The sequence below is a fragment of the Variovorax sp. 10L426 genome (assembly GCF_056395305.1).
This window is the reverse complement of sequence record NZ_JBFTJF010000016.1, coordinates 81,846-103,040: the sequence shown is the minus strand read 5'-3', so window position 1 is coordinate 103,040 and position 21,195 is coordinate 81,846. Positions and strand designations below refer to the sequence as shown.

Annotated in this window: 19 protein-coding genes; 3 read left to right on the top strand and 16 right to left on the bottom strand. The window is 65.2% G+C overall.

The window, feature by feature from the left end; all coding sequences use genetic code 11:
* Nucleotides 1-6: 6 nt before the first annotated feature.
* Genes paaD through paaG form a run of 8 tightly spaced genes read right to left on the bottom strand, consistent with a single transcriptional unit; the run spans nucleotide 7 to nucleotide 7,812 of the window.
* On the bottom strand, nucleotides 7-528 hold the full coding sequence (paaD, locus tag AC1DHL_RS22570; RefSeq protein WP_478163429.1) for a 1,2-phenylacetyl-CoA epoxidase subunit PaaD: 522 nt from the start codon (nucleotides 526-528) through the stop codon (nucleotides 7-9).
* A complete protein-coding gene (paaC, locus tag AC1DHL_RS22565; RefSeq protein ID WP_478163428.1) occupies nucleotides 525-1,298 on the bottom strand; it encodes a 1,2-phenylacetyl-CoA epoxidase subunit PaaC in 774 nt (257 codons plus the stop codon). The genes paaD and paaC overlap by 4 nt, the downstream gene beginning before the upstream one ends.
* A 10-nt stretch (nucleotides 1,299-1,308) precedes the next feature.
* Entirely contained in the window at nucleotides 1,309-1,635 is a 327-nt protein-coding gene (paaB, locus tag AC1DHL_RS22560) for a 1,2-phenylacetyl-CoA epoxidase subunit PaaB (protein ID WP_478102004.1), read from the bottom strand.
* Between the two features lie 29 nt (nucleotides 1,636-1,664).
* On the bottom strand, nucleotides 1,665-2,678 hold the full coding sequence (gene paaA, locus AC1DHL_RS22555; protein ID WP_478163427.1) for a 1,2-phenylacetyl-CoA epoxidase subunit PaaA: 1,014 nt from the start codon (nucleotides 2,676-2,678) through the stop codon (nucleotides 1,665-1,667).
* 47 nt (nucleotides 2,679-2,725) lie between these two features.
* Complete coding sequence (locus tag AC1DHL_RS22550; protein ID WP_478163426.1) at nucleotides 2,726-5,173, bottom strand: penicillin acylase family protein; 2,448 nt, start codon at nucleotides 5,171-5,173, stop codon at nucleotides 2,726-2,728.
* A gap of 41 nt (nucleotides 5,174-5,214) precedes the next feature.
* Nucleotides 5,215-6,534 carry a phenylacetate--CoA ligase PaaK gene (paaK, locus tag AC1DHL_RS22545; protein ID WP_478163425.1) on the bottom strand — a complete coding sequence of 440 codons (1,320 nt, stop codon included), beginning with the start codon at nucleotides 6,532-6,534 and terminating at the stop codon, nucleotides 5,215-5,217.
* 21 nt (nucleotides 6,535-6,555) lie between these two features.
* The gene (paaI, locus tag AC1DHL_RS22540; RefSeq protein WP_478163424.1) at nucleotides 6,556-7,005 is read right to left on the bottom strand and encodes a hydroxyphenylacetyl-CoA thioesterase PaaI; all 450 of its coding nucleotides are present in this window, start codon (nucleotides 7,003-7,005) and stop codon (nucleotides 6,556-6,558) included.
* Between the two features lie 6 nt (nucleotides 7,006-7,011).
* A complete protein-coding gene (gene paaG / locus AC1DHL_RS22535; RefSeq protein WP_478163423.1) occupies nucleotides 7,012-7,812 on the bottom strand; it encodes a 2-(1,2-epoxy-1,2-dihydrophenyl)acetyl-CoA isomerase PaaG in 801 nt (266 codons plus the stop codon).
* Between the two features lie 185 nt (nucleotides 7,813-7,997).
* Between paaG and AC1DHL_RS22530 the strand changes: the two genes are divergently transcribed.
* On the top strand, nucleotides 7,998-8,600 hold the full coding sequence (locus AC1DHL_RS22530; RefSeq protein WP_478101993.1) for a phenylacetic acid degradation protein PaaY: 603 nt from the start codon (nucleotides 7,998-8,000) through the stop codon (nucleotides 8,598-8,600).
* A 6-nt stretch (nucleotides 8,601-8,606) separates the two neighbouring features.
* Here the strand turns inward: AC1DHL_RS22530 and AC1DHL_RS22525 are convergent, their stop codons facing one another.
* The 5 genes from AC1DHL_RS22525 to AC1DHL_RS22505 are packed head-to-tail and all read right to left on the bottom strand — an operon-like array spanning nucleotide 8,607 to nucleotide 13,780.
* Entirely contained in the window at nucleotides 8,607-9,704 is a 1,098-nt protein-coding gene (locus AC1DHL_RS22525; RefSeq protein WP_478101991.1) for an NAD(P)H-dependent flavin oxidoreductase, read from the bottom strand.
* A 14-nt stretch (nucleotides 9,705-9,718) separates the two neighbouring features.
* Nucleotides 9,719-10,708: a tripartite tricarboxylate transporter substrate binding protein gene (locus AC1DHL_RS22520; RefSeq protein ID WP_478163422.1), complete on the bottom strand. Its 990-nt coding sequence runs from the start codon at nucleotides 10,706-10,708 to the stop codon at nucleotides 9,719-9,721.
* Between the two features lie 23 nt (nucleotides 10,709-10,731).
* The gene (locus tag AC1DHL_RS22515) at nucleotides 10,732-11,742 is read right to left on the bottom strand and encodes a CaiB/BaiF CoA transferase family protein (RefSeq protein ID WP_478163421.1); all 1,011 of its coding nucleotides are present in this window, start codon (nucleotides 11,740-11,742) and stop codon (nucleotides 10,732-10,734) included.
* A complete protein-coding gene (locus tag AC1DHL_RS22510) occupies nucleotides 11,739-12,908 on the bottom strand; it encodes an acyl-CoA dehydrogenase family protein (RefSeq protein ID WP_478163420.1) in 1,170 nt (389 codons plus the stop codon). The genes AC1DHL_RS22515 and AC1DHL_RS22510 overlap by 4 nt, the downstream gene beginning before the upstream one ends.
* A gap of 20 nt (nucleotides 12,909-12,928) precedes the next feature.
* Nucleotides 12,929-13,780: an IclR family transcriptional regulator gene (locus AC1DHL_RS22505; RefSeq protein WP_478101983.1), complete on the bottom strand. Its 852-nt coding sequence runs from the start codon at nucleotides 13,778-13,780 to the stop codon at nucleotides 12,929-12,931.
* A gap of 136 nt (nucleotides 13,781-13,916) precedes the next feature.
* On the opposite strand from AC1DHL_RS22505, the gene AC1DHL_RS22500 reads away from it, so the two are divergent.
* Nucleotides 13,917-15,128: a CaiB/BaiF CoA transferase family protein gene (locus tag AC1DHL_RS22500; RefSeq protein ID WP_478163419.1), complete on the top strand. Its 1,212-nt coding sequence runs from the start codon at nucleotides 13,917-13,919 to the stop codon at nucleotides 15,126-15,128.
* Here the strand turns inward: AC1DHL_RS22500 and AC1DHL_RS22495 are convergent, their stop codons facing one another.
* Entirely contained in the window at nucleotides 15,129-16,361 is a 1,233-nt protein-coding gene (locus tag AC1DHL_RS22495; protein ID WP_478163418.1) for an acyl-CoA dehydrogenase family protein, read from the bottom strand.
* A gap of 251 nt (nucleotides 16,362-16,612) precedes the next feature.
* Here AC1DHL_RS22495 and AC1DHL_RS22490 point away from each other — a divergent pair, with 251 nt between their 5' ends.
* A complete protein-coding gene (locus AC1DHL_RS22490; RefSeq protein ID WP_478163417.1) occupies nucleotides 16,613-17,119 on the top strand; it encodes a hypothetical protein in 507 nt (168 codons plus the stop codon).
* Nucleotides 17,120-17,133: 14 nt separating this feature from the next.
* Here AC1DHL_RS22490 and AC1DHL_RS22485 read toward each other — a convergent pair whose 3' ends face one another.
* Nucleotides 17,134-18,804: a CHAT domain-containing protein gene (locus tag AC1DHL_RS22485; protein ID WP_478163416.1), complete on the bottom strand. Its 1,671-nt coding sequence runs from the start codon at nucleotides 18,802-18,804 to the stop codon at nucleotides 17,134-17,136.
* The gene (locus AC1DHL_RS22480; RefSeq protein ID WP_478163415.1) at nucleotides 18,801-21,194 is read right to left on the bottom strand and encodes a GAF domain-containing protein; all 2,394 of its coding nucleotides are present in this window, start codon (nucleotides 21,192-21,194) and stop codon (nucleotides 18,801-18,803) included. Before AC1DHL_RS22480 ends, AC1DHL_RS22485 begins: the two co-directional genes overlap by 4 nt.
* Between the last annotated feature and the right edge of the window lies 1 nt (nucleotide 21,195).

The following is a 21,195-nucleotide window of genomic DNA, read 5'->3' as shown; positions in this document are numbered from 1 at the left end:
GCCGCTTCAGATGGGTTTGAAGTGCTCGAAAGGCTCGCGGCAAGCGATGCAGCGATACATCGACTTGCAGGCCGTGGAACCGAACGCGGACAGGCGCTCGGTGGTCTTGCTGCCGCAGCGCGGGCAGACAACCGCATCCGCCTTGCGGCCGAAGATGCGGATGGGCACGGCGCCATCCGGTGCTGCGGGGCCAGGAGGTGCGATGCCGTACTCGAAGAGCTTGCGGCGGCCTTCGGCGCTGATCCAGTCGGTGGTCCACGCCGGTGCGCGTTGCAGGGTGACGTAGGCCGGGCCGAGGCCGGCTTTCTCGATGGCGGCGAGCACGTCGTGCTCGATGACCTCGGTGGCAGGACAGCCCGAATAGGTCGGCGTCAGCACGACTTCCAGCCTGTCGTCGCGCTCGACCACGTCGCGCACGATGCCGAGGTCGCGCACCGACAGCGCGGGCACCTCGGGATCGAGCACCGTGCCGAGCACGTCCCACGCCTGCTCGCAGCGCGTGGCGACGGAAGCTGGCGATGCGTTCACCACACGCCTCCGGGAAACGCGCGCTGCAGGTGCTGCATCTCGGCCAGGATGTAGCCCATGTGCTCGCTGTGCACGCCGCGCTTGCCGGTGCTGCGGAAGGCGGCTTCGTCGGGCCGCGTGAGCGTCGCTTCTTCGAGGATGGCGTCCATGTCGGCAAGCCACGGCCCCCGCAGGTCGGCCCAGCGCGGCCCGATGCCTGCGGCATGCGCGGCGTCGTCGATGGCATCCGATTCGAAGAGCTCCGGCATGTAGAGCCACAGTTCGCCCAACGCCTTCTCGATGCGCTGTCGCGATTCGTCCGTGCCGTCGCCCAGGCGCACGACCCAGTCGGCCGCGTGCTGCTGGTGGTAGCGCGCTTCCTTGACCGCCTTGCCGGCGATGGCCGCGAGTTCGGCGTTGCTGGAGTCATGCAGGCGCTCCCACAGCAGCTTCATCAACGTCGCGACCATCACGTTGCGCATGACGGTGAAGGCGAAGTCGCCACGCGGCAGCTCCACCAGCGTGAGGTTGCGGAAATCCTTCTCGTCGCGCAGGAAGGCGAGCTGGTCTTCGTCGTGCCCGCGGCCTTCTACCTGGCCGGCCAGCGTCAGCACGGCACGGGCTTGGCCGATGAGGTCCAGCGCCATGTTCGACATGGCGATGTCTTCTTCGAGGATCGGCGCGTGGCCCGACCACTCGGAGATGCGTTGGGCATGGATCAGGCAGGTGTCGCCGATGCGCAGCAGGTACTGCACCGTCGGCTGGAGATCAAGAGCGATGGAGCCTTGCATCACAGCTGCCTCACATGTGGTCTACCGAGCCGGGCAGCTGGTAGAAGGTGGGATGGCGATAGACCTTGTCTTCCATCGGATCGAAGTACATCTCCTTGTCACCCGGGTCGCTCGCGACGATCTGGTCGGAGCGCACGACCCACACGCTGGTGCCTTCCTGGCGGCGCGTATAGACATCGCGGGCCATCTGGATGGCCATCTTCGGATCGGCGGCATGCAGGCTGCCGCAGTGCTTGTGGTCGAGGCCGGACTTGCTGCGCACGAAGACTTCCCACAGGGGCCATTCGGTGGCGGTGGCGGTCGAGGCAGTGGGCGTTGGATTGGAATTGCTGCTCATGATCGTGTTCCTTGGTCGTTGCGCGCGTGTTACGCCGCGAGGGGTTCGGGGGCTGCGCGGCGCGCGGCGTGGGCCAGTGCGGCTTCGCGTACCCAGGCGCCGTCGTCCCAGGCCTTCACGCGGGCGCCAAGGCGCTCGCGGTTGCAGGGGCCGTCGCCGCCGATGACGCGCCAGAACTCGCTCCAGTCGATGGGGCCGTGGTCGTGGTGCTGGCGCGCCTCGTTCCACTTGAGGTCCGGGTCGGGCAGCGTCACGCCGAGCACCTTGGCCTGCTCGACGGCCGCGTCGATGAACTTCGCGCGCAGATCGTCGTTGGTGAAGCGCTTGATGCCCCAGCGCATCGATTGCGCCGAATTGGGCGACTGATCGTCCGGCGGGCCGAACATCATGATCGACGGCCACCACCAGCGGTCGACCGCGTCCTGCACCATCGCCTTCTGCGCGTCGGTGCCCTTCTGCATCATCGTGAGCAGCGCTTCGTAGCCTTGGCGCTGATGGAAGCTCTCTTCGCGGCAGATGCGGATCATGGCGCGCGCATAGGGCGCGTAGGAGCAGCGGCAGATCGGCACCTGGTTCATGATCGCGGCGCCGTCGACCAGCCAGCCGATGGTGCCCATGTCGGCCCAGGTCAATGTCGGGTAGTTGAAGATCGAGCTGTACTTGGCACGGCCCGTGTGCAGCGCATCGACCATCTGGTCGCGCGAGGTGCCGAGCGTCTCGGCGGCCGAATACAGATACAGGCCATGGCCTGCCTCGTCCTGCACCTTCGCCAGCAGGATGGCCTTGCGCTTGAGCGTCGGCGCGCGGGTGATCCAGTTGCCCTCGGGCAGCATGCCGACGATCTCGGAATGCGCGTGCTGGCTGATCTGGCGCACCAGCGTCTTGCGGTAGTGCTCGGGCATCCAGTCTTTCGCTTCGATGAAGTCGCCCGAATCGATGCGAGCGTCGAAACGCTGCTCGAGTTGCATCTCTTCGGCGGAGCGCACGGCCTTCTTGCCGTCGCCGGGCTCCTTGCCCATCGTGTCCATGGCTTGCGTGTACATCGTGATCTCCTATTGAAGGGTCAATACGGTCAATTCGGTCAATTCGGTCAATACGTCAGCTGCTTGCTCGACTCGAGATTCCGGTCCACGTCGGCCGGTGTCAGCGATTCGCTCTTGCAGCCGAAATCCTTGAAAAGCGTCATCTGGTCGCCATAGTGCGCCGCCTTGCGGCCGTCGGGTGCGACGAAGCCGCTTTGTCCGGGGGGCGCCGCCGTGCACATTGAAACGCTCCCGGCCGAGAACACCACCTTGTCGTTCTGCGAGCCGCGGTTCATGAAGCTCGGCAGCGTGAGCAGTTCGTCGGCGTTGGCCTGCGGCGCACCGATGAAGTTGCTCGTGAGGAATGCGTGCTTGGTGACGGGCGTGCGCCAACGCGCCGGATCGCTGCCGTAGCGCGTCGTCAACTCGGACACGGCCTGCGCCAGGGTGCTGCGGATCATGGCGTTCTTGTCCGCGCCATTGAAGAAGTCGTAGTGCTGCGGCACGCCGGCCTTGGGTCCGAGCAGCGCGTTGTAGAGCAGCTTGGAGCCGTTGCCCGGCCGGATGCTGGCCACCTGCGTCGCGCCTGCATAGCCGCCGTTCGAGTACGCGGCAAACAATTCGGGTGGCAGGTCGTCGGCGAGCAGTTGCTTGTAGATGATCGGCAGCCAGGTCATCATGATCGTCGTGGCCGGGCTCTGGTAGACGCCCTGCTCGGTCGGATCGTCGTTCTCCATGTTCCAGGCGGCAAGGATCTGCGCAGCGCGCTTCGCGGGATTGGTGGCCGGCAAGCTGCGTGTGGCCTCGACGATGAACGGGACGAAGTAGCGGGCGTTGGTATCGGCGTAGGCCGTGCTGCGGTTGATGGCCCACAGCTCGTCGCGCGTCAGGCGCGGCTTGGCTTCGAGGCGGGTGATGAATTCGTTGACCCGGTCGGCCGCCGCGTAGTTGCCGCCGTCGCTCACCGCACCGGGCGCGGACTGGTTGTTCCAGTTGGCGATGAAGCCCTGCGCCGGATTGAACACCTGCGGGTCCTCCTTGAAGGGACGAATTCCCTGCCACTCCATCGTGCCGTCGCCGACCGCCGGCAAGCGAATGTCCTGCGAGGCCGGGCGCATCGGCAAGCGGCCGGGCGAGACGTAGCCGATGTTGCCGTCGGCGTCCGCGTAGTACCAGTTGATCGTGATCGCGACCCGCGAAGCCTGCGCCAGCCACTGGTCCCAGTTCTTCGCCTGCATGGAATGGATCCAACCCAGAAGGGACTCGAGCTCATAGCCGTCCCAGCTCCGCTTCATGGAGAAGGCGGTGTTGTTCGGGAGGTCGAAGTCGGTGACGATGCCGTGCACCGTCGAGTAGATGTCGAGGTTCTGGTCCGGCTGACCCTTGACCTTGATGATCTCCGTGCGCTTGACCATCGGCCGCAAGGCGCCGTTGAACTGGTATTCGTAGCGGTTCGACGGGTTGAGCTTCTCCTGGTACATGTCGTTGACGTCCAGCGGGCCGGCGGTTGCGCCCCAGGCGATCTTTCCGTTGGTGCCGAACAGGATCACCGGGTGCGCGAAGGGCGTGTTGCCCGTCACGTCGTAACCGGCGCCATGCAGCCCGATACCGAACACGTACGAGGGATTGAACCAGTTGAACTGCGGTCCGTTGATGAGCACCGTGCTCCCGTCGCTGGTCTTCTTCGGCCCGGCGATCCAGAGATTGCTGGCAATGGGCCGCTCCCACGGCTGCGCGACGCCGCGCCGTGCTGCATCCACGTCGCTGCGGGAGGCGAGCAACTCGGGCGATACCGGCGCCAGGCGGGCCAATGGGTCGTCACCCTTTGCGACAACGCCGACTGGCGCCGCCGCGGCCTGCGCCCGCCCGCCGGTGCGGGGGACCGTGGTCGGTGCCAGTGGGTCCTCGATCCAGCGGATCTGGTCGAAAATCTCGCGACCGAGCGCATCGCCTTTTGCCTTCTGGAGCTGGTTCAGCAGGCGGAGATTGGCGATCTCGCTGCTCGCATTCGAATAGCGGTTGGCCATCGTGCCGACCCAGATCATTGCGACGTCGTAGCCGGTCCAATCGGCTTTCGGCTCGAAGCCGGCGTCGATGAACTGCTTCGGCATCAGGTTGGTCTTGTCGGCCAGCACCTCTTTCACCCGCGCATTGAAGCCTGCCGCATAGCCGTCGAAGATGGCCCTGTCATCGGGCGACAGTTTGGCCATCTGCGCCTGGATCGAAGCCGGCGTGAAAGCCGAGCGGCTGCCCTTGTCGAGCGCCACGTAGTTCGGACCCATCACTTCGGAGACGGTCCCGAGCACCGCGCGGCGCGCCATTTCCATCTGGAACAGACGGTCTTCGGCAACGACATAGCCGTAGCCATGGAAAAGGCCGCGCACATCGTTCGCATAGACATGCGGCACGCCGTAGGTGTCGCGCTTGATCGTGACTGTTCCGGTCGAGGAGGCCGTCGTGGCGGCGCATCCGGCCAGAGCAAGGGCTGCGCAAAGGAGAGAGAGTTTCTTCAGCATGAATTCGTTCGTTGATCGCGCGGAGGATGAATGCGCAGCGCTCAGCGCGAACGCTTGTCGATCACGCGACGGGCTTTTCCGGTGAGCGTGCGTTCGATGCTGTCGGGCTTCAGCACGTTGACGGTGGTCGAGATGCCCACCAGCGTCTTGATGCGCTGCTGGAGCCAGCGCGCGATCTCGCCCACTTCCTTGTCATCGGTGGACGGCGCGGCGAGCGGCTGCAGTTCGCACCGCACTTCCACCGTGTCGAGCAGGCCGTCGCGGCTCACGTTGATCTGGTATTGCCCGGAGAGCTTGGCGTGCTGCAGCACGATCTCCTCGATCTGCGTCGGGAAGACGTTGACGCCGCGGATGATCAGCATGTCGTCCGAGCGCCCGACGATCTTGCCCATGCGGCGGAACGAGCGCGCGGTGGGCGCCAGGAGCCGCGTGAGATCTCGCGTGCGGTAGCGGATGATGGGCAGCGCTTCCTTGGTGAGCGAGGTGAAGACGAGTTCACCCTCCGAGCCCTCGGGCAGCACTTCGCCCGTTTCGGGGTTGATGATCTCGGGATAGAAGTGGTCTTCCCACAGCACAGGGCCGTCCTTGGTCTCGATGCATTCGCTCGCCACGCCGGGGCCCATCACTTCGGAGAGGCCGTAGATGTCGACCGCATCGATGCCGGCCTTGCCTTCGATCTCGTGGCGCATCGCCTCGGTCCACGGCTCGGCACCGAAGATGCCGACCTTGAGCGAGCATTCGCGCGGGTCCAGCCCCTGGCGCACGAATTCCTCGACGATCACCTGCATGTAGCTCGGCGTGACCATGATGATCTCGGGCTTGAAATCGCGGATGAGCTGGACCTGCTTTTCGGTCTGCCCGCCCGACATCGGAATTACGGTGCAGCCGAGCCGCTCGGCGCCGTAGTGCGCGCCGAGCCCGCCGGTGAAGAGGCCGTAGCCGTAGGCGATGTGCACGATGTCGCCCGCGCGGCCGCCCGCTGCGCGGATCGAACGTGCGACCAACGAGGCCCATGTGTCAATGTCGTTCTTCGTGTAGCCGACGACGGTGGGCTTCCCCGTGGTGCCCGACGATGCATGCACGCGTGACACCTGCTCCCGCGGAACCGCGAAAAGACCGAAGGGATAGTTGTCCCGCAGGTCCTTCTTGGTCGTGAAGGGGAACTTGGACAGGTCGCTCAGCTGCTTCAGGTCGTCGGGATGAACGCCCTTTTCGTCGAACGCCTTGCGATAGTGCGGCACGTTGTCGTAGGCGTGCTTGAGCGACCAGCGCAGACGCTGCAATTGCAGGGCCTGGATCTCGTCGCGGCTGGCGGTCTCGATGGCGTCGAGTTCACCGGGGGCGGGTTGCTTCACGGGCATGGATGTGTCTCCTCGGGCGGCTCACGCGGCGACGGCCGGCTTGCCCTTGATGGTGTAGGAACGGCCGCGGAAGACGGCGATGCGCTCGTTCCGCTGGTTGGTGATTTCGCAGTCGTAGACGCCGGTTCGGCCTGCCTTCGAGACCTCGAAGCTGCGCGCCGTGAGCACGTCGCCCTCGCGGCCCGGCGCCATCAGGTCGATGGAGAAGCCCGAGGCCACCGTCAGTTCGTTGTACGAGTTGCAGGCATACGCGAAGGCCGTGTCGGCGAGCGTCGCGATGAGGCCGCCGTGGCAGATGTCGTGGCCGTTGAGCATGTGCTCGCGCACGGTCATGGCGACAGATGCATTGCCGGGCGAGACTTCGACGACTTCCATGCCGAGGTTCTTGGCAGCGCGGTCGTTGGCGAACATGCGCTCGCGCACCAGTTCCGCGGTCTGCTGCGGCGTGCGTTCGGATTGGGGTGTGGACATTGCGATTCAGCGGTCGGTGAAAACAGGAGTGCGCTTCGCGGAGAACGCGGCGACGCCTTCGAGGTAGTCGTGCGCGCGGCCAAGCTCGGACTGCACGACGGCTTCGTGATCGAGTGCTTGATCGAGCGTGAGGTGTTGGGCTCCATCGATGGCGTCGCGGGTGGCGGCCAGCGCCTTCACCGGCATCGCGGCGAGACGCACCGCAAGCTTGCGGGCCTCCTCGGCCAGCACCGCGTCGTCGACGCATTTCCAGATGAGGCCGATGCGCTCGGCTTCGGCGGCGCTGAGCTTGTCGCCGAGCATCGCGAGCCCCATGGCGCGCGCGCGGCCCACGATGCGCGGCAGCAGCCACGTGCCGCCGGTGTCCGGCACGAGGCCGATCTTGGCGAAGGCCTGGATGAAGCTGGCGGATTGGCCGGCGATCACGAGATCGCAGTTCAGCGCCAGGTTCGCGCCCGCGCCGGCCGCGACGCCGTTGACGGCGGCAATCACCGGGACAGGCATCGACTTCAGCCGTCGCACGAGGGGCTTGTAGAGGATCTCGATCGTGCAGCCCAGATCCTTGGGGGGCTCGCCGGCGAGCGACGGCGCGACCATCGGATCGGCGAGATCCTGGCCGGCGCAGAAGCCACGGCCGGCGCCGGTCAGGACCAGGCAGCGGACCTCGGCATTGGCCGCAGCGGCGTCGAGCGCGGCACGAAGCTGCTCGTGCATGGCACCGGTGAAGCTGTTGAGAGCGGCGGGCCGGTTGAGCGTGAGCGTCAAAACCGGGCCGTCGTGCGAAGCAAGGACGAGTGAATCGGACAAGCTGTGTCTCCAGTCGTGGGATGCAGTCGTGGGATGGGGCCGGGCCGGACGTCTTGATCTGCGTCAAATGTATTGTTGACCGACCGGTCGGTGAATCATAAGATCGACTTCAGCCTGACGCAAGTCAGAACATCCACGGGAAAACCCGCGTATCGGCGTCATTCCCAAAAAAGAAGGAGACCGCCTTGCCTTGTTATTCGATCGAAGGAGTGGTGCCGGTCATCGACCCCAGCGCCTATGTGCATCCGACTGCCGTGCTCATTGGCGACGTGATCGTCGGGCCGGACTGCTACGTCGGGCCGTGCGCCGTGCTGCGCGGCGATTTCGGCCGCATCGTGCTCCAGCGCGGCTCCAACTTGCAGGACACCTGCGTGATTCACGGCTTCCCCGCCCAGGACACCGTCGTCGAGGAAAACGGCCACATCGGCCATGGCGCCGTGCTGCACAGCTGCATCGTCCGGCGCGACGCGCTGGTCGGCATGAATGCCGTCGTCATGGACGAGGCCGAAGTCGGCGAAGCGGCCATCCTCGCGGCCTGCGCCTTCGTTCCGGCGGGCAAGAAAATCCCCGCGCGATCGCTCGCCGCCGGCATTCCCGCGAAGGTGATGCGCGAATTGAGCGATCAGGAAGTCGCGTGGAAGCTGGAAGGCACGCGCACCTACCAGCACCTCACGCAGCGCTGTCTTGCGAGCATGAAGGAAGTTGACCCGCTGGCTGCGGTAGAGGCCGATCGGCCGCGGGTGAATGCGCCGGATGTGAAGCCGTTGATCGCGACGAAGCGCGGGTAGCCCTGGTCAGCTGGCAGACATCATCGACATACGCTGCCAGGCGGCCTGCATCTCGCCCTTGAGCGCCGCCATCTGGTCGGCGACTCGCGTCTCTCGCCGGATGGCGAAGATGCTCTGTCCTGCCGCCTCGTAGATGAGTCGTGCATCGTCATGTTCGTGGATCGACGCGAACACATCGCCCGTCAGCGCCTGCTGCAAGGGCATCGGCAAGGGCTCTGGTGCGCCGGACGCAGACCACGCATCGATCCAGTCGCTGCGCACCACCCGGCATGGCTTTCCGCTATGGGCGCGCGTGATCACCGTGTCTTCGCTGCCGCTGTCGATCAGGCGACGCAGCAGCGCCGGCGGCGTGTGGTTTTCGGCGGCGGCCATCCATAGGGTGCCGAGCCAACCGCCCTGCGCGCCCATGGCAATGGCCGCAACGATCTGATCGCCATTGCCGATGCCGCCAGCGGCGAGCACCGGTGCATCTCCGGCGACAGCAACGATCTGCGGCACCAACGAGAAGGTGCCCACCGTTCCTGTGTGACCTCCGGCGTCGTAGCCCTGCGCCACGAGCACGTCCACGCCCATCGCCAAGGCCTTTTGCGCATGGCGAACGGAGCCGATGAGCGAGAAGGTCACCTTGCCCGCCGCCTTGGCGCGCGCGATGAGTTCCGGACGCAGGCCGATCGCCGTGGCGACGCCCAGCGCGTTCGAAGCCAGCACCTGCTCGATCTGCTGCTCGAACAGCGACTCGGAGCGCACCTGCGTGGTAAAGAAGCTGGGCTTGACCGGTGCCTGCACGGCGAAGCGATCGCGCAGGCCGTCGACGAATTCGACATGCGTCTGCGGCAAGGCGCCGCGCACGTCATCGATGCTGCCGGTCTGCGGCACCTGCGAAGGCAGCATCAGGTCGACCCCATAGGGAAGCCCCTGCATTCGCGAATCGACCTCTTCCAGGATGTGCGGAATCTCGTGCGGCATCTCCCGCGCCAGGCCGAGCACCGGAAATCCGCCTGCCTTGGCGATCTCGACCACCACGTCGATCGAATGCGAGAACCCGAAGATCGGATGCGCGATGCCGAGCTTTGCGCAGATGGGTGGCTTCAGGGGCGATTTCATGGCGCGGGTCTCCCTCATTGCGGATCGATGCCGGCTTGCTTGATGACCTTGCTCCAGCGCCCGACCTCGGTCGCGATGAAGGCATCGAACTCCTTCGGGCCCTGCGGCGCGAGTTCGAGGCCCAGCATCTCCAGCTTGGCCTTGGTGTCGGGCATCGCGAGAACTTCAGCGACATCGGCAGACAGTTTCCGGATCAGCGCGTCCGGCGTCTTGGCGGGCGCCACGAAGCCGAACCATGTCCCGACGCTGTAGTCCGGGAGGCCGATCGATTCGGCAACCGTCGGTACATCCGGCAGCGCGGCCGAGCGCTTGGCCGTGGTGACCGCGAGAGCCTTCAACTTGCCGCTCTTGATGTAGGGGGACGCCAGCGCCGCGGTCAGCGGCATCATCGTCACCCGGCCGCCAAGCAGGTCGTTCAATGCATCGGGCTGGCCGCGATAGGGCACGTGCGTGAGCTTCACGCCCGCCATCTGCGAAAGCAGTTCGCCGGAGAGATGGTTGGAAGTCCCGACACCAGCCGTCGCGTAGGTCAGCGGCGTGGCGCTGCTCTTCGCCAGCGCAACGAGTTCGGCCATGTTCTTGACGGGCACGTTCGGCGGCACGACGAACACGTTCGAGATGATCCCGAAGCCTTCGATCGCCCGAAAATCCTTCACCGGATTCCACGTCACACCCTTGATGATGCTCGGCGCCACTGCATGGCCAGGGCTGACACACAGCAGCGTGTAGCCGTCCGGCGCGGACTTGGCCACGAAGTCGGTCCCGATGGAGCCTCCCGCCCCGGTCTTGTTCTCGACGATGACCGGTTGGCCGTACTTCACGCTCAGTTTCTCGCCCACGATGCGGGCGATCGAATCCACGACTCCGCCTGCGGAGAAGGGAACGATGATCTTGATCGGCTTGGTCGGATAAGCATCGCCTTGCGCCAGGGCCGGCGCGGCGGCCAGGCTCAGCGCTGCGATGCACATGGCGCCGAAAGCGCGGCGAGTCGTATTGCGGATCATTGCTTGTCTCCTGTCATTGACTGTCATTGAATTGGAAAGAGTTGAGGTGCAGCTGCCGGAGCCCAGGGGCCGTTTCCGTCCTTGAACAGCCCGCGGTTCACCTCATGCACGCGCGCTTCGCGAAGATTCAGAACCGGCGTCACGCAAGCGTCGAGGGCTTCGAAGTGGGCGGCCCAGTGCGCCATCGACTGCCGAAGGAAGCGCTTCTGGAAGAGCGCCGCCAGTTCGCCATGGCGCGCGCGATCGCCTCGCGAGGGCAGGCGGGCCGGGTCGAGCCCGAGGCCGGCGACGAAACTCAGATAGAAGCGCTCTTCGATCGCGCCGACGGCCATGTGGCGCCCGTCGGCGGTGAGGTAACTCCGGTACCAGGGTACGCCCCCGTCGATCACGTTGGCATGGGGCGCGTCCTGCCAGGCCCCCACGCCCAGGCGTGCGAACACCGCGGTAAGCAGGTGCGCGCAACCATGCGTCATGGACGCGTCCACGACGCAGCCGCGATCCGTCGATGCGCGCGCATGGAGCGCAGACAGAATCCCCATGGCGGCGTACAGCGCACCGCCGGCGAGGTCGCCCAGCAGGTTGAGCGGCACATGGTCCGCGCCCACGGCGTGCAGCGCACCGCTCATGGCGACATAGTTGATGTCATGCCCGGCGCGTTGTGCCCACGGCCCCTGCCGCTCCCACCCGACAATGCGGGCATACACGAGCCGCGGGTTGCGCGCATGGATCGCCGCAGGGCCGAGCCCGAGCCGCTCCATCACGCCGGGCCGAAAGCCCTCCAGCAGCACGTCCGCCTGCGCGGCCGCATCGAGCGCCGCCTCCCGGCCTTCAGCGGTCTTGAGATCCAGCGTTCGAAGCTCGCGCGCCCACTGGCCGATGTCGGCTTCCGCGTCGACCGGCACGCCGAGGTCGGGCGGACGCGGATTGGCAACGCGCGTTACCTCGGCGCCCTGCTGCGCGAGCCACCAGGCGCAGAAGGGCACGCCGCCGACCGTGGCGAACTCGAGCACGCGCAGGCCGGCCAGCGCCTTCATGCGGCCGCCTTGCGCGCCTGCGCCAGCGCGACAGTGCGCTTGGCGATGTTGACGAGATGGATCTGGCTCGTGCCTTCGTACAGGCGAAACAGGCGCACATCGCGGTAGAAGCGCTCCGCGACGTTGTCCGCCACATAGCCCCCTCCACCGAACACCTGCACCGCACGGTCGGCCACGCGGCCGCACACCTCGGAGGCAAAGAGCTTGCACATGGATGCTTCCATCGTCACGTCCTCGCCGGCATCGCGCTTGCGCGCCGTCTCCAGCACCAGCGCGCGCGCGGCGTGCACCTCGACATTGCTCTCGGCGATCATCTGCTGCACGAGCTGGAACTCGGCAATGGCCTGCCCGAACTGGCGGCGCGACGTGGCACGCTCGACCATCTCGTCGACCAGCCGGATCGCGGGGCCGACGCACAAGCCCGCCAGGTTGATGCGCTGCTTGTTCAACGCCTTCATCGCCGTGCGAAAGCCCTGACCCGGCTTTCCGCCGACGATCGCCGAAGCCGGGACACGACAGGCCTCGAGCACCACCTCGCCCACCGGCGAGCCGTGTTGGCCCATCTTGCGATAGGCCGGCGGCGTGCCGAGGCCCGGCGTGCCGCGCGGGATCAGGAAGGCGCTGATGCCGGCGGCACCCTTGGCAGAGGCATCGGTGCGCGCGAACACGGTGAACAGATCGGCGATTGGCGCATTGGTGATGAAGCACTTCCGGCCGCTGATCACATAATCATCGCCATCGAGCACGGCGGTCGTCGTCAAGGCTGTGGCGTCGGAGCCGGCGTCCGGTTCGGTCAGCGCGAAGCAACCGGTGACCTCGCCGCTCGCGAGGCGCGGCAGCCACGTTTTCTTTTGTGCTTCGGTTCCATCGACGACCAGCGATTCCGACGCAATGCCGGTATTGCCCCCAAAGCGGGCCCGGAAGGTAGTGGCGCATTGCGACACCTCGATGTTGACGAGCGACAGCTCTTCAGAGGTGAGCCCCGCGCCGCCGTAGGCTTCGGGAATGCTGTGGCCGAACAGCCCCAGGCTGCGCATGCGCGCGACGATGGTGGGCGGAATCTCGTCGCTCTGGTCGACCTCCGCTTCGAGCGGCATGCACTCGTCCCGCACGAACTGGCGGACCTCGGCGAGCAGTCTTGCGAAGGCTTCGGGGTTGCGGATCATTGGATGTGTTCTCCTTGGGCTCAGCGCGGCGTGCCGCAGGCGGTTTCGATCAGGCGCACGGCATCGAGCAGGCGTGGCGCAACTTGTTTTTCCAGCGTCGGCTTGTCGAGGCGATAGGCGGCCGACGTGCAATTGAGCGCGACGATCTCTTCGCGCGCGCTCAGCCGGATAGGTACAGCGACGGCATGCACTTCCTTTCGCCAGTCGCCGCGCGAATAGCAATAGCCGCGCTGCACAAAGGCCTTCTGGTCGGCCTCCCACAGCGGCTTGTCGAGTGCAAAGCGCTCCGGGTCCTCGACCCTCAGCCGATTCAGGATCGCCTTGCGCTCCGTGGGCGGGCTGGCCAGGATCAGGGCGCGCCCAATCGACGTCGACAGCAGCGGGCGCGTGCTGCCGATGTCCGGCTGGTAGACGTTGCCCGCATCGACGCGGCAGGTGTCGATGTAGACCACGCTCGTGCGGTCACGCATGCCGAGGTTGACAGTGCAACCGGTCTCTCGCGCCACCTGCTCCATGAAGGGCCGCGCGATCTGGCGCACGCGCGTGTTGGCCAGGAGCGGATAGCCGAGCGACAGCACACCCGAGCCCAGCCGGTACTTCTGCAGGCCCTCGACCCGACTCAGGTAGCCGAGAAGCGTGAGCGTGTAGGTCAGCCGCGAGACCGTCGGCTTGGGCAATCCCGTGCGATCGGAGATCTCCCGATTGCCCAGCATCGGCTCGGCCAGCGTGAACGCGCGCAACACCTCCATGCCGCGCGCCAGGTTCATCGAGAACTGGCGATCGGCGCTGAGGTCGTGCGGGTTGACGAGACCTGGAAGCGGGGCGGTGAACATGGCGCGGCGGGTGGAGGTGGGGCGTTGGTTGGAACTCATGATGGACTCGAACGGAGTGGCCTGGTGAACCTGTTTCGCTGTGCGAAACGCTCGTTGTAGTCCAAATCGTGCTCTGGCAAAAACGGGGAAAGCCGGACGCCCTGCCCTGCCGACCCCACTCTTTAGAGGCCACCCATTGACCGCATCCACCTCCCCATCGGGCGCCCTGTCAGGCGTCCGCATCCTCGACATGGCCACCGTGCTGGCGGCGCCGTTCGGTGCGACGCTGTGCGCCGATCACGGCGCAACGGTGGTGAAGCTGGAACTTCCGGACGGAAGCGACCCTCTGCGCTCGCTGCAACCCGTGAAGGAAGGCGTTCCGCTGTGGTGGAAGGTGGCGAACCGCGGCAAACGCGGCATCTCGCTCGATGTGCGCAAGCCGCGCGGCCGCGACCTGCTCTTGCGGATGCTTCCGCACTTCGACGTGCTGGTCGAGAACTTCCGCACCGGCACGATGGACCGATGGGGCCTGGACGCCGAGACGCTGTGGGCGATCAATCCGCGGCTCGTCATCCTTCGCCTCACCGGCTTCGGGCAAACCGGCCCTTACCGCGCTCGGCCCGGATTCGCGCGCGTGTTCGAAGCAATGAGCGGCTTCACCAACCTCACCGGCGAAGAAGGCGGTTCACCGCAGCACATGAACTTTCCGGTAGGTGATGCGGTGGCGGGCCTCTTCGCCGCGTTCTCGATCGCGTCCGAGATCGCGCGCCTGCGGGCCGACCCGACTGCGAAGGGCGCAGAAGTGGACCTGTCGGCCACCGAGGCCTTGTTCCGCCTGCTCGATCCACTCGCCATCGAGCACGAGCAACTGGGCCTGGTGCGCGCTCCGGCCGGCAACTGCGCGACCTACACCGCACCGAGCAACATGTACGTGAGCGCGGACCGCTTCTTCTTCTCGCTGGTCGCGTCGTCCGATGCGATCTTTGCGCGGCTCGCGGCCGCCATCGACCGCCCCGAGTGGGCCGGCGACGAGCGCTTTGCCACCAACATCCAGCGCGTCGTGCATCTTCGCGAACTCGATCGGATGCTGTCGGAATGGTTTTCGGCGCGTCCCTACGAGGCCATCGAGCGCACGCTGGAGGCCGCGGGCATTCCGTTCAGCAAGGTCTATTCAATCGAGGACATCGAGCGCGATCCGCAATTCGTGGCGCGCCAGGCCATCGTGCGGCTGCCCGATCCGCAGTACGGCAGCGTGCCGGCCCCGTGCATCGTGCCGCGAATCACCGGGCGCGAGATGCCAGTGCCGCGAACCGGTCCGGATGTCGGCGAGCACAACGCCGAGGTGTATGCGCAGTTCGGGCTCTCGAAGAGCGAGATCAGCGCCCTCGAGGCAGAGGGCGTGATCTGATCAATAGTCCGTGAGCGGCCCGTCACGCAGGCACGGGTTGCGCTCGGATTGAGCCGCGCGCCGCGCGAGGTCTCGTCCGATCACTGTCTTGTGCACCTCGCTCGCCCCCTCGCCGATCTGGTTGAGCTTGGCGTCGCGGAAGAAGCGCTCCAGCGGAAAGTCCTTCAGGTAGCCACGGCCGCCGGTCAGTTGGAGCGCGTCCGTGACGACCTTCATGCACAGGTCGGTCGCATGCAGCTTGGCCATCGATGCGAAGGTGGCCGCGTCGCTGTCGCCGCGGTCGTACTTCTGCGCCGCAGTCCACACGAGCGCGCGCGAGGCCTCGATCTGCGTGGCCATGTCGGCCAGCATCCACTGTACGCCCTGGTGCGCATTCAACGGTTTGTCGAAGGCGCTGCGGTCCGTGGTGTAGGTGGCGGCGATCTCCACCGCGCCGATCGCGCGGCCCAATGCCATCGAAGCGTGCCCGATGCGGGCACGCAGCAGCGCGTCCTGCGCCAGGGAGAAGCCCTCGCCCTCCTCGCCGAGCCGATGCGTGACCGGCACGCGCACGTCCTTGAACGCCAGCGAGGCGATGGGCACGCCGAACCAGCCGAGCTTGGCCGCATCGGCACTCACGGTCAGGCCCGCTGCGCCCTTGGGCACGAGCAAGCCGACCAACTTCTCGCTGGCAGCGCCGGCATCGTCGACCAGGCGCGCGATCACCATCAGCCAATCCGCCGTGCCGGCGCGGGTGATGAATTTCTTCGCGCCGTTGAGCACGTAGTGGTCGCCGTCGCGCCGCGCCGTGCTCGCCAAACCGCGGACGTCGGAACCTGCGGAGGGCTCCGTGAGTGCAAAGGCCGTCTGGATCTCGCCGCGACAGAGAGCCGGAAGCAGTTCGCGCTTGATGGGCTCTGAAGCGCCCGCGACCACGGCGCGGGCGGAAAGATCGGTGCCGGTGATCATCGACGCCGACGTGCTGCAGACGCGACCGAGCTCCTCGATGATGCACACGCGCGTCACCTGGCGCGCATCGCTGCCGCCGTATTCGCGCGGAAAGGCCGTGCCGACGATGCCTTCGCGCGCCAGCGTCCGAAAGGTGTTCCACGCGAAGACGTCCTCGCGCGCGACATCAGCCGCCTGGGGGCCGAGTTCGTCGCGACACAGCACGCGCAGCCGCTCGATGAGCGCGCGCTCGTCGGCGTCGAGGGCCTCCAGACGATGGTCGGAAAAGAGTCGGGCGTTGGTCACTGCTTGTCTCCAGGCGATGGTTGTGTAGTCGCCCATCTTCGCGCGCGCACGAGGGGCGGTCGAGACGGCGTTTCGACAGGCGAGTCACTGCATTGCCAAACGCGGGCGCTGTGTTTTGATGATGCGAGTGACAGTCGCCGGTCTCCGCATCAGAATGCCTTGTCCATAGGAATCGAGCGGAAGGATCCCTCATGGCAGACGAAGAGAAGGCGAAGACCTGATGGCAGACCTTGCCAGGAATCATCGCAAGCGTGACGGCCGCGATCACCGCGCTGGCGGGGCTGGTGGTGGCACTCAAGCAGGTGGGCTGGATCGGATCGCCACCTGCGCAACCGCCGAGCGCAGCAGCGACCGCGTCCTCATCTTCGCAGGCACCGGCTCCGGCTTCGCAAACCCGGACGAGCTACGCCGTGACACTGCCCGCGATGCGCGACTACAAGCTCGGCCCGGCGACTTTCACGCTGCTTTCGGCGGAGATCTCGCCGCAATCCTCCGAGAAGGATGCATTGCGGATCCGCCTGCGCATGATGAATAACGATTCCTACGACGCCAACTTCTGGGACAAATCGTTTCGGCTTCTGGTCGATGGTGTTCCCACGGCGCCCGAGAGCGATCTCAACGAACTGGTGCGCAGTCGCTCGGCCAAGGACGGAACGGTGCTGTTCGTGATTCCGCATGGCACGGCAGCAGCGAATCTGGAGGTGAGTTACTACAACGAGCAGACATCGATTCCGCTCGTCCTCGCGGCGCCACGGTAGGCACCGCGATGTATCTAAGCCGCGTACTGCATCACCAACTGCGAGGAAGCCCACACCCGGTCCATCGGATGACACCCGTACATGTGGTTCCATGTGAAGTACAGGGCCTCCTCGATCGATCGACACCGGAACAACTCTTCGTAGAACGTTTCCGAGTGCAGCTTTGCCATGTCGTCCTTCACAACCCAGCGAAAGCCCGTGAGCGCCGGTACGCCATGCTGGCAAAGATTGAACGCAAAGTCCTGCGCGGAGCCCTCGCAACTGCTCATGTACACGAAGTGCGTGCGATTCAGCCACTTGGCAAATTCGATCGTGCCGACGTAGTCGGGTTCATGAAGCACCTCCAGGCTCTTGCCCGGCAGCACCACGTAGCCATAGTCGTTCTCGGGGTCGTAGTGGGAATGTCCCGCGTAGTGCACCAGGTGCCAGGGCTCTCCCGTCGTGAGCATGTCCCTCATGGCGTTGCGAAATGATCCCTCGCAGGGCACCGGCACCCGGTCTTCGTCGAGCGCCTCCCTGGTCGATACCGATTTGAAGACCCGCCCACCCGAACACCAGATGCGGCCTATCTTGCCGATTCGCACGGTCGTCTGGCTGTTCAGGCAGTCGATCAGCGATTGGGCCTCCGGGCTCACTGCGGGAATGGGGTCGACCTTCAGGTTCAGTGGTTTCACCATGCCGGAGGTGTCGGCCTCCACGAGCAGGCAGTTGATGGGTTTGTCGCGTGTCTCGGGATCCCGGAACAGCGGAAACTTGCGCGCGCCGTTGATGGCGAGCCGACGCCAGACTGGCGCCCTTTCGAGCCAATAGTGCGTCGAGCCGTCTCCGCCACGAATGGCCTCCAGGGCGATGGGGTAGAGGCCCTTCTCGACGATGAAGCAGATCGCGGGCGAAGACTCCGCGCCATCCGCCATCGCAACCGACATCCTGCCGCTGATGTTCGCAAGGTTCTTCATGACCTGCTTGTCGCCCTCCAGAAGGACCTCGCGCAGCTTCTCGCCGAGAAGCTTGTAATCCCTTGTCCAGTTCTTCGAATCGGCGAGCTTGGCCGTCAGCGCGACCAACTCCTGCAGGTCTTCCGGCTTCACGGTGAACTTCGATTCGTTGATGTAGGGGACCAATCCGCCGATCGATCTCGAGTGATAGTCGCACTCGCCGCCTTCACGCAAGCGAATTTCAACCAGGTAGCGAACCGCCTCGGCGGCGACTGGCTGTGTGCCCGGCGGTTCGACGACATGACGCTTCGTGGCGTCCTGCTCGACGAGCTTGTCGTCCCGCGGCGCTGCGACCCCGAGACCGTGGCAGACCTGCGTCACCAGATCGTCCTCGAAGTCCCGACCCTGCAGCACCAGCGCAGCCTTCCCTATCGCCTCGACACTCTGTGAGATCTCCGTCGTCGTGTATGGCGAGATGAGCACGAGCGGCATATCGGGGTAACGCTCGCGGACTTGCCGGGCCAAACGCAATCCGCCCTGCCGAACGACGCCGCTGGCCTTGTCTTCCGCCAGATCCAATTCGGTGATCAGCATCCGGCGCGCCTCCATGTCCAGGGACGACCACACCTTGGCGCAGTTCCGAGCCTGGGCAAAGGACAATGCGTCTTCGCCATCAAGCAGGTCTTCAAGCAGATCCTCGACGGCATCGGCCATGTCAGGACTCTGCAGTGCAATGAGTATTCGATTCATGACGGCACTCCTGTCGCGACAACGGGAAAGGTGAACCTGAATGTCACTTGCTGCCCTCCCGGCGCGATGATTTCGGCGAAGGTTCCGCGGTTTCGGCCGGCGATCTTGCTCAACGTCTCCTTGCCAAGCGAGATTTCCGCCCGCACTTGCGCGGCCCTGCACTCGCTTTCGATGTCACTGACCGATTCGACGTCGGCGGCGCGCCCTCTCAAGGCAAACGCGACACCATCGCCGTCACGCGTCGCATCAAGTTCGATGCGGTCGTCCTCCGCCGCAAGTCGCAGCAAATAGGAGAGCACGGTCTGCAGGCAGTAGCGCATCTCGTAGGCGTCGGCGCGGAGATGGGCGTCGTCCGGCGCCAAGGTGGTCGCCGTCACGACGTCGCGCTCTCGTTCTGGCATGTCCTGCATGATGCTGTCCACCAGGTCATTGACCGATATCAGTACCTCGTGGCGGATCTCGACGCCGTCACCGCGCTCCACCAGCAGCAAGCGGTCCAGCGTCAGTTCCGCCTTCTGCAATTGCTGGATCACCTTGTGGGCCATGTCCTCGCCATCGGTCTTCTTGCCCTGCGCGAACCTGCGCAGCCATGCGATGGCCAGCGACATCGGCGTCTTGATCTGTCCGGTCACTTCCCGATAGACGTCCTGCGCCAGTTCGAGTTGCTGCATGCGCTTGAACTGTGTCATGTCGCTCGCGATGAAGATCTTGCCGCCGGTGTCACCGGACAACGTTGCCACCGACAGCAGGACCTTGACTTGCGTTTCGGCGGCCGTTGCGGCCGGCAAGGGGCGTTGCATGAGCGCTTCATGGTTCGGGAAGACGACGCACTTGAGCAATACCCGCGCGTCCTCGGGGTCGGCGAAAAATTCCTCGACGGGACGGCGCACGATCATTTCCTTGGGCGCCCTCAGCAGACTGCAGGTGGCCGGATTGACCTCGCGGATCAATCCCTCGATGTCCGTCAGGATGATGGCGTCGTTGGCGCGTTCCACGACCGCGGTGCGGTATTGGTAGTCCAAGGTGCGTTGGAGTAACGAACTCAGGCTCGCCGCGATGTCTTCGAGATCGCGCTTCTCCTGCGGCGCAAAGGCATTGGACTGTTCGTCCTCGACATTGAGCACCCAGCGCACTTCCTTGCCGATGGGCACGCACAACTCGGAGCGCGTCTTGATGCCCGCGCGCGGAATGTAGATGTCTCTGAACTCCTTCGACTCCCCGACGTCCTCGATGCTCACGCCCTGCCCGGTGCGAAAGACATGGCCGATGATGCCCTCGTTGATCGAGAAGGACGTTCGCTCTTCTTCCGGAAGCGCCACGCCATCCTTGGTCGCCGTCTCGGCAATCATCCGGCATTGACCGGTGTGCTCATAGGCCTGGTAGATCGAAACGTAGTCCCATTCATAGTGCTCGGCGATCTTGCCGACGATCATCTGGGCCACGGTCTTTACCGAGCCGTAGGCCGACAAGATCTGCTTGATCAGGTCGAGCAGGAAGTTCAGGTTGCTTTCCTTCTCGTTGCGCAGCGCGACGCTGACGGCTTCTGCCAGGGGAAGGTCGTTGACGACGCCCTGCTCGGCTCCGCTGAAGGGGTGTCCCTTCTTTCGGTAAAGCACGATGCTCGCCACCTGAGCGCCGTTTTGCCGTACCGGCATGCTCAGCGTGGACACCAGGCCCAGCTTGAGGAACTCCTGGACGGCTGGGTCGTCGAGCATCGACCTTCGCTCCGGCGCGTCGTACCACGTCGGTATGTCGTCGATCACCAGAATCTCGCTGCAATTCAACAGGTCCTTGACTGCCGGCGGAATACGCCACCACCTGAACGATGCCTTGGGTGCCTCGCCCTGGTCGTAGATGGTTCGCAGATGGGTTCGCTCCTCGTTCAGGCGTATCACCGAAATGCGATCGAAGGGCACCCAGGGACGCAACGACTCCGCGATGGCATCGAGCAGCTTCGTGCCGTCGGACTCCTTTTCGACCAACCGGTACATCTGCTTCTGAGCCATCTCGACCGTGAGGTCGCGCACCAATGCCAGCGTTCCCACCACGTCGTTGTGCTCATTGGTCTCGGGAAACGAGGTGATGCTCACGGGCACCTTGCGGCCGTCGTCATAGCGGGTAATGTCGATCCGGTATTCGCTTGCCAGCCGCTGCTCGAACCGCTCCTTGAGCACTTTGCGCACGGTGATGAGGTCCTCTTCACAGAACACATCGGAGAGCGTGCGCCCGCGCCAGTCCGGCAGCCCGGTGATCTGAAGCAACTTCCGATTGCCATACGTGATCGCTTCATGGCCGCTCACCTTCGCGACCCCGAGCGGCACCATGTCGAGTGCAGACTCCGGCAGTGCGACGGCAAGGCCCGGGGCGGTCACTGATTCGATGGATGGCATG